This is a genomic window from Cupriavidus sp. 01L45, from assembly GCF_056399885.1.
In genome coordinates, this window is the sequence record NZ_JBFTSG010000001.1 from 152,069 (window position 1) to 166,015 (window position 13,947).

The 13,947-nt window shown below is 67.2% G+C and carries 10 protein-coding genes; 6 read left to right on the forward strand and 4 right to left on the reverse strand.

Features of this window, described 5'->3' with window-relative positions:
• Nucleotides 1–108: 108 nt before the first annotated feature.
• Genes AC1DT6_RS00745 through hemC form a run of 3 tightly spaced genes read right to left on the reverse strand, consistent with a single transcriptional unit; the run spans nucleotide 109 to nucleotide 4,500 of the window.
• Entirely contained in the window at nucleotides 109–1,299 is a 1,191-nt protein-coding gene (locus tag AC1DT6_RS00745; protein WP_045235965.1) for a heme biosynthesis protein HemY, read from the reverse strand.
• A 3-nt stretch (nucleotides 1,300–1,302) separates the two neighbouring features.
• A complete protein-coding gene (hemDX, locus tag AC1DT6_RS00750) occupies nucleotides 1,303–3,486 on the reverse strand; it encodes a fused uroporphyrinogen-III synthase HemD/membrane protein HemX (protein ID WP_441624973.1) in 2,184 nt (727 codons plus the stop codon).
• A 9-nt stretch (nucleotides 3,487–3,495) separates the two neighbouring features.
• Nucleotides 3,496–4,500: a hydroxymethylbilane synthase gene (gene hemC, locus AC1DT6_RS00755; protein WP_441624975.1), complete on the reverse strand. Its 1,005-nt coding sequence runs from the start codon at nucleotides 4,498–4,500 to the stop codon at nucleotides 3,496–3,498.
• A gap of 79 nt (nucleotides 4,501–4,579) precedes the next feature.
• Here hemC and ppc point away from each other — a divergent pair, with 79 nt between their 5' ends.
• Nucleotides 4,580–7,585 (forward strand): phosphoenolpyruvate carboxylase, encoded by a 3,006-nt coding sequence (ppc, locus tag AC1DT6_RS00760; RefSeq protein WP_441624977.1) that lies wholly within the window; start codon nucleotides 4,580–4,582, stop codon nucleotides 7,583–7,585.
• A 167-nt stretch (nucleotides 7,586–7,752) separates the two neighbouring features.
• On the opposite strand, the gene AC1DT6_RS00765 is transcribed toward ppc, so the two are convergent.
• On the reverse strand, nucleotides 7,753–8,370 hold the full coding sequence (locus AC1DT6_RS00765; RefSeq protein WP_428177847.1) for a ferritin-like domain-containing protein: 618 nt from the start codon (nucleotides 8,368–8,370) through the stop codon (nucleotides 7,753–7,755).
• Between the two features lie 155 nt (nucleotides 8,371–8,525).
• Here AC1DT6_RS00765 and AC1DT6_RS00770 point away from each other — a divergent pair, with 155 nt between their 5' ends.
• The 5 genes from AC1DT6_RS00770 to AC1DT6_RS00790 all read left to right on the forward strand — a co-directional run bounded on the left by AC1DT6_RS00770 (nucleotide 8,526) and on the right by AC1DT6_RS00790 (nucleotide 13,932).
• The gene (locus tag AC1DT6_RS00770) at nucleotides 8,526–9,197 is read left to right on the forward strand and encodes a sigma-70 family RNA polymerase sigma factor (protein ID WP_441624979.1); all 672 of its coding nucleotides are present in this window, start codon (nucleotides 8,526–8,528) and stop codon (nucleotides 9,195–9,197) included.
• Complete coding sequence (locus tag AC1DT6_RS00775) at nucleotides 9,194–9,931, forward strand: anti-sigma factor (RefSeq protein ID WP_441624981.1); 738 nt, start codon at nucleotides 9,194–9,196, stop codon at nucleotides 9,929–9,931. The genes AC1DT6_RS00770 and AC1DT6_RS00775 overlap by 4 nt, the downstream gene beginning before the upstream one ends.
• A 107-nt stretch (nucleotides 9,932–10,038) precedes the next feature.
• Nucleotides 10,039–11,448, forward strand: a complete 1,410-nt coding sequence (argH, locus tag AC1DT6_RS00780; protein ID WP_441624983.1) for an argininosuccinate lyase — start codon at nucleotides 10,039–10,041, stop codon at nucleotides 11,446–11,448.
• Nucleotides 11,449–11,653: 205 nt separating this feature from the next.
• Nucleotides 11,654–12,196: a TRAP transporter small permease subunit gene (locus AC1DT6_RS00785; RefSeq protein WP_035863770.1), complete on the forward strand. Its 543-nt coding sequence runs from the start codon at nucleotides 11,654–11,656 to the stop codon at nucleotides 12,194–12,196.
• Complete coding sequence (locus AC1DT6_RS00790) at nucleotides 12,193–13,932, forward strand: TRAP transporter large permease (RefSeq protein WP_441624985.1); 1,740 nt, start codon at nucleotides 12,193–12,195, stop codon at nucleotides 13,930–13,932. The genes AC1DT6_RS00785 and AC1DT6_RS00790 overlap by 4 nt, the downstream gene beginning before the upstream one ends.
• Nucleotides 13,933–13,947 lie beyond the last annotated feature (15 nt).

The following is a 13,947-nucleotide window of genomic DNA, read 5'->3' on the forward strand; positions in this document are numbered from 1 at the left end:
CGCGACGCGGAACGAAGCCGACTGGCTGGGCCAAAACCATCTGCCATGACGACGGCGGTCTCTCCCTCTCCCCTCAGGGAGAGGGGAGGAACACCCCCAACCCAACCCTCACGCCGCCAGAATCGCACTCTCCCGATAGTGCTTCTGCGCCTCGTCGGGCCGCTCGGTTTCCTCAAACATCTTGGCCAGCGCCAGATGCGCCCGGACCCGCAGCCGGCGCTGCGAATCCACATCCGCATAGCGCAAGGCCCGCTCAAAACTCGACTGCGCCTTGCCCCACAGCTTCTCTCCAAGGCAAAGCACACCCAGCGTGAAGTAAAGGTCCGCATCAACCGGATGCTGCGCCAGCCATTTCTCCGCCTGCTGGATCTGCGGCAGCGCACGTCCCGGCTCGGCGCACTCCGCGTAGCGCAATACCAGCCGGCTATCCCAGTTGGCCTTGAGCGCATCCTCCACAATCTTGCGCGCCTCATCCTGCCGGCCCAGCGCAGCGAAATAGCGCGCCGCGGGTTCGGCGATGCGGGCCGCACGCCGTTCGTCGGTCGATAACGAGCGCCAGAAATCATGCAGCGCGTCGCCGTCGTGGCGGCGCTCTTCCAACAGGGCTTCGCAGGCCATCTGCTTGAGACGCAGCGCCAGCACCGGATGCAGCGCATTGCGCTTTTCCAGCGAGCGCGCCAGGCGCAGGACTTCGGTCCAGTTCTTCAGGTGCTGGTGAGCCCGCAGCGCGATACGCTGCACGTGGATCTGGCGCGCGCCCTGCGCCTGCAGTTGGGCGATGGTTTCCAGCGCGCCGTCGGCATCGCGCGCGTCGACCAACAACTCGGCCATCGACACCAGCCGCGCCTGTTCGCGCTCGGGATCGGTCACCTGCGCCATCCAGGCATCGCGCCGCTCGGTTTCCTGCATGCGGTGTGCCGCGCGCGCGCCGATCAGCGCCGCGGTCTGGGCCTGCTCGGGCCAGGCCTGGGCTTCACGCGCGGTGCGTTCGGCGCGGGCGAAACGGCCGGCGAAGAGGTTCTCGATCGCCTCGCGCAAGGCGGCCTGCGCCCGGTTCATGCGGCTGCGCTCGCGATACGCGGCGGCGCGCGCCGGCATCTCGGACAGGTGCCGCACGGTGGTGAGGATGGTCCAGACCACGAAGAACGTCAGCAGCAGCAGCGCCAGTGCCAGGTTCAGCGAGAGTTCGACCCGGTAAGGCGGGTAGAACAGGACCACGTTGCTTTGGTTGAATTGCGTGAATAGCGCCAGCCCGACCGCGCCGCCAAACAGGATAGCCACCCAGAAAAGAAGCCGCATGCGCTACTCCTTCTTGAGCGCCTGCAGCGCGCCGAGGCTTTCCGCCATGGTCGGCAACTGCACCGTGACGGCACCAGCCTGGGCCTGCTTGAGCAGGGTCAGCGCGGCCTGAACGCGGCGCGACTTGGTGTCGAAATAGCGCCCCAGCATGGCTTGCGCGGCCGCCAGGTCATTGCGGAACACCGGTTCGTTGCGCGACAGCAGCGCCAGCCTCGCATTGAGCAGGCGCAGCTTGACGTTCTCGCGCAGGAACCAGCCCTGGTCGCCGGTCAGCAGCAAGGCCTGGGCATCGTCCACGCGCCGGATGCGGATAACCTGCATCAACTCGTCGCGCACGCTGGCCCACAGGCCGCCAAACCATTTGCCGACCGTGTTGCCGGCCGGTGCCGGCTCGGCCTTGGCGGCATTCCTGGCGCCCTTGCCGGTGGCTGGCTTTGCGGCCGTATCGGCCTTATCGGTTTTTTCCGCTTTTTCGGCCACCTCCGCCTTTGCGTCCGATTTGCGCGCATCGGCTTCGCTGCGCTCGAGCATGCGCTCGCTCGACAGCAGTGGCAGCGTGTCGATCTGGTTGATGGCTTCGTCGAGCTTGATGGCGGCGCCAGTCAGGTCGGTATCCGGCACGGCTTTCATGCGCGCCACATCGCGTGCGATGGCCCGGCGCAGCAGATTGTATTGCGGCTTGTCAGTGCGCGCCAGGCGCGTATCGGCGCTTTGCAGCGCCGCCAGCGCGACCTGCACATTGCCTGTCAGCTGCAGTTGCTGGCCCGCGTTGGTCAGCAGTTGCTGGATCTCCGCGATCTCCCAATCGTCACGGTTGCGCATCAGGTCCTGGTAGACCTGCTCCAGCGCGGCTTGCTTGTCGCGCGCCTCGCCCACCTGCCCGTCCAGCGCGCCAACCTTGGCCTGCAACTCCTTCACGGTTTCCTGCGCATTGCGCGACAGCACGCGGGTTTCCTGCACCAGCGCATCGTTGCTCTGCTGGCGCCGCGCCAACTCCTGGGTCAGGTGGTCGACGCGCTGCTGCAACCACCAGAACCCGCCACCAATGGCGAGGATCAACAGGAGCAGCAGCACCCACCACGGGTTGATGCGAGGCGTGCCGCGGACGGGCAGCGGGGCGCCAGCCGCGGGGGGCGGACTGGAGGCGGGAGGAGCGGTATTGTCTTGCGTCACGCGATCGACCTTCGTTGACGTTGCGGGCGGTGGATTGATTTGCGGGTCCGGCGCAAGCACCGGCGGCGGTGCCACGGCCGGGACTGGCGCCGGGGCGACCGGTGGCGCGGGCATCGGCTCCGGCGGACCGGCATGCGCCTGCGCCCACTGGCGGCAAGCCGCCAGCAGACCATCGTCCCCCGGCGCCGCGCGCAGCAGGTGCGAGAACCCCAGGGCCTGGGCCTGTTCGGCGATTCTCGCATGGGGCGCGATGCACTGCACCTGGCGCAGGCAAGCCAGTTCTTGCGGGCTCAGTGCCTGGCGCGCCATTTCATCGAGATTGCGCACCGCCTCGGAACTGGTCAGCAGCCACGCCTGCGGCGGCGCGCCCGGCTTGAGGCCGTCGCGCACGGCCTGCCATTGCATGCTGCCGGGCGTGGGGACGGAGCGCTGGTAGGCCTCGACCGCGCGCACCTCGGCGCCCGCGCCGCGCAGGCGTTCGGCCAGCCAGTCGCGTCCCCCGTTGCCACGGATGATCAAGACCTGGCGCCCTTGCAGGGCGCCGGCGTCAAGCTGGGCCTCGAGTTGCTGCCACAGCGCCTCGGAATCGAAGCGGGCTTCGGCGCCTTCGCCACCATTGGCGGCATCACCGTTGTCGGCCTCATGGCCGGTCGTGCAGCCGGCGGGCGCGATCACCCGGCAGGCAGGCGCGGCAATGCCACGCTCGGCCAGTGCGGCCACGCTGGCTGGGCCGACCACGGCCACCGGCACGGATTCAGGCCATTGCGGTACGGGCTTGTCCTGAATCTGGGCCAGCGCGTCGAGCGCGAAAGCCACCGCATTGGGGCTGACGAAGACCACCAGCGCAAAGTCCGCCAGTTGCGCCAGCGCCGCGCGCAAGGGTGCATCGTCGGCCGCGGGGCCGATCGCCAGCAGGGGAAAGCCAAGCACGTCCAGGCCCGCGGCCGACAAGGCCTCGGTGAGTTGCCGGGACTGCCCGGCGGGTCGTGTTACAACGACAGTCGGGCGGGGCATGGGCCGGTCTCAGGCAGGAGGAGCTTGATGGGAGGCGGGATCCGCCAGCGTCGCCAGGATCTCGGCTGCGCCTTGTCCCAGCAGATCCTGGGCGACGGCCTTGCCGAGCGCTTCCGCCTGGTGGGGTGCATCGGCACCCTCGACCACCGCTTCGGACCGGGCCCGCACGCAGCGGCTGCCGTCGGGCAACGCCACGAAGGCCTCGATCTTCAGCGTTGCGCCATCCCAGCTTGCGTGGGCTGCCAACGGCACCTGGCAGGAACCGCCCAGCATGCGCGACACGGCGCGCTCGGCGGTAACGGCCAGCGCGCTGGGCGCATGGTTGAGTGGCGCCAGCCAGGCGGCCAGCTCGGGACGCCCGGCCGGAATCTCGATGCCAAGTGCCCCCTGCCCGGCGGCCGGCAGCGAACTGACGGGATCGAGCACGGCGCGGATGCGATCGCCCAGGCCCAGGCGCTTGAGGCCGGCGGCGGCCAGGATGATGGCCCCATAATCGCCGCGATCGAGCTTGCCGAGCCGGGTGTCGAGATTGCCACGCAGCGGCTGGATCACAAGATGCGGGTAGCGGGTGCGCAGCGCGGCCTCGCGGCGCAGGCTGGAAGTGCCGACCACGGTACCCGCTGGCATGGCTTCGAGCGAGCCGAAGCGGGCCGAAACCAGCGCGTCGCGCGGATCCTCGCGTTCCATGATGGCGGCCAGGGCAAAGCCTTCAGGTAACTCCATCGGCACATCTTTCAGGGAGTGCACGGCGAGGTCGGCGCGGCCTTCGGCCATCGCGATCTCGAGTTCCTTTACGAACAGGCCCTTGCCGCCGACTTTGGACAAGGTACGGTCTAGAATCTGATCTCCGCGCGTAGTCATTCCGAGAATGGACACATCGCACGCGGGATAGTATTGTTGCAACGCAGCACGCACATGCTCGGCCTGCCACATAGCCAGACGGCTTTCGCGGGAGGCGATGACTAGCTTGCGCGGTGCGGCGCTGGAGGAAGACGGGGGAACGGATGCTTGCATCCGCGAATGTTAGCACGCACCCCAAGCGGCTCCGGGCCAATAGACAGCACACATTAAATAAGAGACGACAGGAGATTGCATGACGCAGCAAGCTGCGCGCCCCGCCGGCCGGCGTAAGCCAACCGCCAGCCGGGCAGACGCCCCCGATACCGTAGTAGCTTCCGCTTTGGTTCCCGCAAGTACCCCAGCCACTCCATCTGCCAAGACCGCCGGCCGCAAGCGCACCGCCGTCGCGAAGCCTGCGGCAAGCGCCCCGGCGCGGCGCGCCAGTGACAAGGACGTCCCCCTGCGCGAGGACATCCGCTTCCTGGGCCGCTTGCTGGGTGAGTGCCTGCGCGAGCAGGAAGGCGACGCCGCCTTCGAGGTGGTCGAGACCATCCGCCAGACCGCCGTGCGCTTTCGCCGCGAGAACGACCGCGCCGCCGGCGCCGAGCTGGACCGGCTGCTCAAGCGCCTGTCGCGCGACCAGACCAACTCGGTGGTGCGTGCCTTCAGCTATTTCTCGCACCTGGCCAATATCGCCGAGGACCAGCACCACAACCGCCGCCGGCGCGTGCACGCACTGGCCGGCTCGCCGCCGCAGCCGGGCAGCCTGGCGCACGCGCTGCAGGCCATCGACGCGGCCGGCGTGACCGGCAAGACGCTGCGCAAGTTCTTCGACGAAGCGCTGATCGTGCCGGTGCTGACCGCCCACCCGACCGAAGTCCAGCGCAAGAGTATTCTCGACGCCGAGCGCGAGATCGCCCGCCTGCTGGCCGAGCGCGATCTGCCGATGACCGCGCGCGAGCGCGACCACAACACCGCACTGCTGCGCGCCCGCGTCACCACGCTGTGGCAGACCCGCATGCTGCGCAATACGCGGCTGATGGTGGTTGACGAGATCGAGAACGCACTGTCCTACTACCGTACCTGTTTCCTGCGCGGCATCCCGCAGCTGATGAGCGAACTGGAAGAGGACATCGCCGCGGTGTTCCCCGCCACGCGCAAGAACAAGGCCGCGCCGGCCGCCTCGACCCAGCTCGCGCCCTTCTTCCAGATGGGCTCGTGGATCGGCGGCGACCGCGACGGCAACCCCAACGTCACCGCCGACACGCTGGAGCAGGCTGCCAGCAAGCAGTCCGCGCTGATCCTGGAGTGGTACCTGGACGAAGTCCACGTGCTGGGCGCGGAGCTGTCGATGTCGAGCCTGATGGTGGAAGCGAGCCCGGCACTGCTGGCGCTGGCCGAAGCCTCGCCCGACCATTCCGAGCACCGCGCCGACGAGCCGTACCGCCGCGCCCTGATCGGCATCTATGCGCGCCTGGCGGCAACCTGCCTGGCCGTCACCGGGCAGGCCGCGCCGCGCCACCCGGTGGCCGACGCCGCGCCCTATGCCGACGCGCAGTCCTTCGGCGCCGACGTGCAGGTCGTGATCGACTCGCTGCGCGCCCACCACGGCGAGGCGCTGGCACGCACCCGCATCGACGCGCTGGCCAAGGCCATCGCCGTGTTCGGCTTCCACCTGGCGTCGATCGACATGCGCCAGGTGTCCGACGTGCACGAGGCCGTGATCACGGAACTGTTCGCCGCCGCTGGTGTGGAGGCCAACTATGCCGCCCTGACGGAAGCGCGCAAGCTGGAGCTGCTGCTGGCCGAGCTGCGCCAGCCGCGCCTGCTGACCCTGCCCTGGCATACCTATTCCGAGCAGACCCGCAGCGAGCTGGCCATCCTGAACATGGCCCGCGAGCTACGCGCCCGCTACGGCGCGCGCGTGGCCCGCAACTACATCATCTCGCACACCGAGACGCTGTCGGACCTGGTCGAAGTGATGCTGCTGCAGAAGGAAGCCGGCATGCTGCGCGGCACGCTGGGCAGCAAGACCGACCCGGCACGCCCGGAACTGATGGTGATCCCGCTGTTCGAGACCATCGAGGATCTGCGCAACGCCGCCGGCATCATGCAGTCGCTGCTGGAGTTGCCGGGCTTCGCCTCGGTGATCGCCCATCACGGCGGCGAGCAGGAAGTGATGCTGGGCTACTCCGACTCCAACAAGGACGGCGGCTTCCTCACCTCCAACTGGGAGCTGTACAAGGCCGAGCTGGCGCTGGTGCAGGTGTTCGAGGCGCGGCGCGTCAAGCTGCGCCTGTTCCACGGCCGCGGCGGCACCGTCGGCCGTGGCGGTGGCCCGACCTACCAGGCCATCCTCTCGCAGCCGCCTGGCACGGTCAACGGGCAGATCCGCCTGACCGAGCAGGGCGAGATCATCAACAGCAAGTTCGCCAACGCCGAGATCGGCCGGCGCAACCTGGAAACGGTGATCGCCGCCACGCTGGAAGCCTCCCTGCTGCCGACGCAGAACGCGCCCAAGGACCTCGTCACGTTCGAAGCGGTGATGCAACAGCTCTCCGATCGCGCTTTCAGCTCCTATCGCGCCCTCGTCTACGAGACCCCGGGCTTCAAGGACTACTTCTTCGCCACCACGCCGATCACCGAGATCGCCGACCTGAACCTGGGTTCGCGTCCGGCTTCGCGCAAGCTGATGGACAAGAAGCAGCGCCGCATCGAAGACCTGCGCGCGATTCCCTGGGGCTTTTCCTGGGGCCAGTGCCGCCTGCTGCTGCCGGGCTGGTACGGTTTCGGCAGCGCGGTCAAGGCGCTGCTGGACGAGGCGCTGGACGAGAAGGCGCACAAGGCGGCCGTCGCCACGCTGCGCCGCATGGTCAAGAGCTGGCCGTTCTTCTCCACGCTGCTGTCCAATATGGACATGGTGCTGGCCAAGACCGACCTGGCCGTGGCCTCGCGCTACGCGCAGCTTTGCGAGGATCCCGCGCTGCGCAAGAGCGTGTTCGCGCGCATCAGCGCCGAGTGGCACCTGACCTGCGAGATGCTGGCGCTGATCACCGGCCGTCATGAGCGCCTGGCCGACAACCCGCTGCTGGCCCGCTCGATCAAGAACCGCTTCGCCTACCTGGACCCGCTCAACCACTTGCAGGTTGAATTGCTCAAGCGCTACCGCTCGGGCAAGGATGGCGACGACATCCGCGTGCGGCGCGGCATCCACCTGACCATCAACGGCGTGGCCGCGGGCCTGCGCAACAGCGGCTGAAGCAAGGCGACGCCCTGGCGTTGCAAAAAAGTCCCGCCATGGTGACTGGCACCATGGCGGGAGAACCCGTCCGGCCCGCAGGCCGGACGGCGCAGAGCATGGCTTGCCTTACAGCAGCTTATCTCCCGGCCAGGGCGGCAAGCGAGCCCACACCCCCCGCCTGCGGCTCAGCCAACGAACGCGCCCGGCACCGGATCTTCGCCGAGCACGGACAGCAGCACCGCCCAATGCATCGCCTCATCGCCCAGGATGCTGCCCGCGGCCTTGGTCAGCTCGCGGTTATGGAAATTTGGCAGCACGCCCAGATAAGCCGCGGTGGCACCTTTTTCCAGCCCGGCGGCAAAGCGCAGCACATCGGCCTGCGTCTTGAGCTGGTCGGTCGGGAAGCTGTACTCGGCCGGCTTCTTCGCCATCACCGGGCTGCCGCCCAGCTTGGACACGGTGCCCGCCAGCACTTGCGCGTGCGCCTTGTGGTGCGTCTGGAACTTGACCGCGGTATCCAGCACCGGCTTTTGCAGCAGGCCGCTCTCCGCGCCGACCTGATAAGCCGCGATGGCCTGGTATTCCAGCCCGAGGGCTACATTCAGAATGGCGATATCGTCCTTGGTGCTGCCGGACTGGGCCTGTGCCCAGGCGGGCATCGACTCGCCCAGGCTCATCACCGCCAGCGATCCAAGCGCAAATAGGCCGGGGACTTTGAGCAGGCCGCGCCGGCGCGCATCCGGCGCAACAAGGATGCGGCTCTCCGTGTCCTCGCTTGCCTGGCGCTTCGCCGCCTCGGTCATCGACTGCATGCGTTCCATGGTGTTCTCCTGTCTTGGGGTGAAGTGGCGCCTCGATTGCGTTGCGTTATCGAAGGGCAATCCGTTGAAATGCCGGCGCCTTTCACTTCTACGCACTGGCATCGCGATCGGATGCAACAACCGGTGCGATCGATGCCATGCCGCCGGCAAGCCGTGCCTATAATCCGGAAACGTCACTTGCCTCTTTTCACCAGGGATCCCCCACGGTGTCCTCCTCCGCCAACGCGTCCTTTGCCCCCAGGCCGGCCGATGCCGACCGGCTCGCTGCCTTGCTGCAAGCCGCGGCACTGGGCGACCGGCAAGCCCTGCGCCAGCTCTACGACGAAACAGCCACGAAACTGTTTGGCCTCGCGCTGCGTATCACCAACAGACATGACTGGGCCGAGGACGTAGTGCAAGAGAGTTTCGTCAGCATCTGGCATCACGCCGGCGATTACCGGCCGCACCTGGCTGCCCCGATGACCTGGATGACGGCCATCGTACGCAACCGGGCGCTGGACTGCCTGCGCCGGCAGGCGGCAGCGCGCGCCAGCCAGACCGTGGAACTGGACGACAGCCTGGGCGAGTGGATGGCCGACGATGCGGCCGGCCCGGCCGAACTGGCGCTCGCCAGCCAGGAAGCGCGGGCGTTGAACCAGTGCCTGCAACGGCTGGAGCAGCCGCAACGGCAGGCGATCTCGCTGGCCTACCTGAAGGACATGAGCCATAGCGAACTGTCCGAACAGTTGCAGGTACCGCTGGGCACCATCAAGTCATGGATACGGCGCGGCCTGGAACGGCTGCGCATGTGCCTGGAAAGCCTGTCATGAATCTCAGCCGCCACCCCGACCTGATCGACCGCCTCGCCGCGCAGTACGCGCTGGGCGTGTTGCGCGGCGGCGCGCGCCGCCGGCTCGAGCAACTGGCGCGGCAGGAACCCGCCATCCGCGACGCGATCGGGCACTGGCAGGCGCGGCTGTCCGGCATCGCGGAGCTGCAGCCCGCCGCCGAACCGGTCGACAAGGTGTGGTGCGGCATCGAGCAGCGGCTGGGCTGGCAGCCCATGCCCGACGCGGCCGCCAAGGCTGGCATACCGGAGCACTGGTGGCGGCGCCTGTGGAACGTGCCAGGCTTCTGGCGCGGCGTCACCCTGGCGACGGCTGCCGTGGCCGCGGTGGCGATCGGGCTCAATATGCGCATGGCGCGCCAGCTGGATACCACGCCCCTGGTCAACGCCGTGGCCGTGCTGAACGACGACCGCGCCGAAGCCGCCGTGCTTGTGACGTGGGATGCCCGCTCGCATTCGCTGACGTTGCGCCGCCTGGATCACCTGCCGCTGAGCGACGAGCAGGTATTGCAGCTCTGGGCCTTGCCGGACGGTGGCAAGCCGCAATCCCTCGGCGTGCTCGGACACCAGCGGCAATTGCGCCTCGCGGTGGCGCAGGCGGTGGGCAAGGTGCCGGCGCTGGCCATCAGCGTGGAGCCGCCGGGTGGCTCGCCCGACCCCAACGGGCCGACCGGGCCCGTGGTATTCAAGGGCCGCGTCATCGACAACACGCTTTAGGCAAGGCTGGGAGACGCCCGGCAGCGATATAATCCCGGTTTCGCCGATTTTTCTCGTTTGCCCCGCGGCCTGCCGCCGGCTTGCGAGCCAACCCAGCCTTACCGCCCATGACCTCCCAACTTGCCAAGAAAGGCGAAGCCTGGTCCGCCCGCTTCTCCGAACCGATGTCCGACCTGGTGAAGCGCTACACCGCTTCGGTGTTCTTCGACAAGCGCCTGGCCCTGTTCGATATCCAGGGCTCTCTGGCGCACGCCGCCATGCTGGCCAAGCAAGGGATCATCGCCGAAGCCGACCGCGCCGAGATCGAGCGCGGCATGACGCAGATCCGCGGCGAGATCGAGGCGGGCAACTTCGAGTGGAAGCTCGACCTGGAAGACGTCCACCTGAATATCGAAGCGCGCCTGACCGCCCTGGTCGGCGACGCCGGCAAGCGCCTGCACACCGGCCGCTCGCGCAACGACCAGGTCGCCACCGATATCCGCCTGTGGCTGCGCAGCGAAATCGATACCATCATCGGCCTGCTGGGCGCGCTGCGCGGCGCGCTGCTGGACCTGGCCGAGAAGAACGCCGACACCATCCTGCCGGGCTTCACCCACCTGCAGGTGGCCCAGCCGGTCACCTTCGGCCACCATCTGCTGGCTTACGTGGAAATGTTCACGCGCGACGCAGAGCGCATGGCCGACTGCCGCCGCCGCGTCAACCGCCTGCCGCTGGGCGCCGCCGCGCTGGCCGGCACCAGCTACCCGATCGACCGTGAATTCGTCGCGCAGCAGCTCGGTTTCGACGGCGTATGCCGCAACTCGCTGGACGCCGTCTCCGACCGCGACTTCGCCATCGAGTTCTGCGCCGCCGCCGCGCTGGTGATGACCCACATCTCGCGCTTCTCCGAGGAGCTGGTGATCTGGATGAGCCCGCGCGTGGGCTTTATCGACATCGCCGACCGCTTCTGCACCGGCAGCTCGATCATGCCGCAGAAGAAGAACCCGGACGTGCCCGAGCTGGCGCGCGGCAAGACCGGCCGCGTCAACGGCCACCTGATCGGCCTGCTGACCCTGATGAAAGGCCAGCCGCTGGCCTACAACAAGGATAACCAGGAAGACAAGGAGCCGCTGTTCGACACGGTGGACACCGTGGCCGACACGCTGCGCATCTTCGCCGACATGGTGCCGGGCATCTCCGTCAAGCCGGAAGCCATGCGCGCCGCCGCGCTGCAGGGCTACGCCACCGCCACGGACCTGGCCGACTACCTGGTCAAGCGCGGCCTGCCCTTCCGCGATGCCCACGAAGCCGTGGCCCACGCGGTGCGCGCCTGCGACGACCGCCGCTGCGACCTGGCCGACCTCACCGTGACCGAGCTGCGCGAAGTCACCGGCCTGGGCGACAAGGCGGCGCTGATCGGCGACGACGTGCACGAGGTGCTGACGCTGGAAGGCTCGGTCGCGGCACGCAACCACATCGGCGGCACCGCGCCGGCGCAGGTTCGCGCAGCCATTGCCGCTGTACGCGCGACGCTTTAAGCGGACGCACTGGCGACACTGCAGCGCAGCATGCCAATGTAAGTTTCACGTAAGTAATGCTTTGAAAAAAAGCCGCCAGGGCGCATGCCCGGTGGCTTTTTTTTATCTGGTTCTATTTTTGCGCAATGCGGTAGGTATTAGCCCCAAGCGCCGAAGCATATTGTTACAGATAAACTAATTGCCGCAAAAACAGGGGAGACAACCCATGTATTACTTGCTTGGTCTGTCACGACAGATCGACAGGTTGAATCAGCACACGGGCAGGCTTGCAAACATCATGATCCTGCTGTCGTGCCTGATCAGCGCAGGCAACGCCCTGCTGCGTTACGGCTTCAACCTTAGTGACAACTGGCCGCTTGAACTGCAGTGGTATATGTTCGCCATCGCGGTGATGTTCGGCGCCTCCTATACCTTCCAGCGCAACGAGCATGTGCGCGTGGACCTGATCTACGGCAACGTATCGGAGCGCGCGCAACACTGGATCGATATCTTCGGCATTATTTTCTTCCTGCTGCCTTCCTGCGTGCTGTTCATGTGGCTGTCGTGGGAATCGCTGTTCCTGCCCTCGTGGCGCATCCTCGAGCAATCCGGTAATTCCGGCGGTCTGCCGCGTTACCCGATCAAGCTGGTGGTGCCCCTCGGCTTCGGCCTGCTTGCCTTGCAGGGCGTATCCGAGCTGATCAAGCGCGTTGCCGCCCTCAAGGGCCTGGTGCGCATCGAATCGAAATACGAGAGGCCGGTGCAATGATTCCATTGGAATATATGCCGCCGCTGATGTTCGGCGGCCTGGTGGTATTCATGCTGATCGGTTTCCCGGTCGCATTTTCGCTGTCGGCCGTGGGTCTTGCCTTCGGCATCCTGTCCATCCAGTTTGGTTACTTCCCGGTCAGCTTCCTGCAGGCGGTGCCGAGCCGCGTGTTCGGCAGCGTGCTGGCCAACGAGCTGCTGCTGGCCATCCCGTTCTTCACCTTCATGGGGGCGATCCTGGAGAAGTGCGGGCTGGCCGAGGATATGCTCGACTCCATGGGCCAGTTGTTCGGCCCGGTGCGCGGCGGCCTGGGCTACTCGGTCATCATCGTGGGCTTTATCCTCGGAGCCATTACCGGCACCGTGGCGGCCCAGGTGATCGCCATGGCAATGATCTCGCTGCCGGTGATGATGCGCTACCGCTACAACATGAAGTACGCCACCGGCGTGCTGGCGGCGTCGGGCACCATCACGCAGCTGGTGCCGCCGTCGCTGGTGCTGGTGGTGCTGGCCGACCAGCTCAAGACCCCGATGGGCAGCGCCGACGTGGGCAGCATGTACCTTGGCGCCTGGGGCCCGTCGGTGATCCAGATCGCGCTGTTCGCGCTCTACACCTTCGTGCTGACCCGCATCAAGCCTGACTGGCTGCCGCCAGTGCCGGTGGAAGAACGCACGCTGCGCGGCTGGCCCCTGTGGCGCAAATGCCTGCGCGGCATCATCCCCTGCGCGGTGCTGATCTTCCTGGTGCTGGGCACGATCATGCTGGGCATCGCCACGCCGACCGAATCCGGCGCCATGGGCGCGGTCGGCGCGCTGGTGCTGGCGGTGCTGCGCGACCCCGGTTTCGGCAAGCTCGACCGCACCATCTACCGCATCGGCCTTGCCGCCACCGGCGTGGCCATCATCGTCGGCACCGTCGCCTTTGGCTCGCACGCCTTCCGCATCCCGCTGGCGGTGGTCTACCTGGTGATTGCCTGGCTGCTGCTGCGTGCCGGACAACTAAGCGCGCTGCGCGCGCTGATCATCGATGCCTACCAGTCCACGGCGCGCATCACGGCCATGGTGGTGTTCATCCTGATCGGCTCCACCTGCTTCTCCGTGGTGTTCCAGGGCGTGGACGGCGGCGCCTGGGTGGAGCATATGTTCACCTCGCTGCCCGGTGGCTGGATCGGCTTCCTCCTGGTGGTCAACCTGTTCATCTTCTTCCTGGCCTTCTTCCTGGACTTCTTCGAGATCGCATTCATCGTGGTGCCGATGCTGGCGCCGGTTGCGGTCAAGGTACTGGCCCCGGTCGTCGCCGACTCGATGGGCGGCAACCCGGAAGCGGCGGCCACCGCGGCGCTGGTGTGGTTCGGCGTGATGCTGTGCGTGAACATGCAGACCTCCTTCATGCACCCGCCCTTCGGTTTCGCGCTGTTCTACCTGCGTGGCATCGCGCCCAAGGAAGTGAAGAGCTCCGACATCTACTGGGGCGCGCTGCCCTGGGTCGGCCTGCAGATGATCATGGTGGCGCTGGTGATGTTCTGGCCGGGCATGGTGACGATGTTCCTCGACAAGGGGTCGCTGCACCATACCAACGCGGCGGAGGTCACGATCCCGCTGGGCGGTGAGAGTAGCGGGCCAGCCTCGGCGCCATTGCCTGCCCGCAGTCCTGGCAGTGGCACGCTGGAGTTGCCGGCAGCACCGGCCGAGAGCGAACCCGCCGCACCGCAGTTCGAGTTCGACAAGAAGAAATAGCAGTGGAATCGCCGG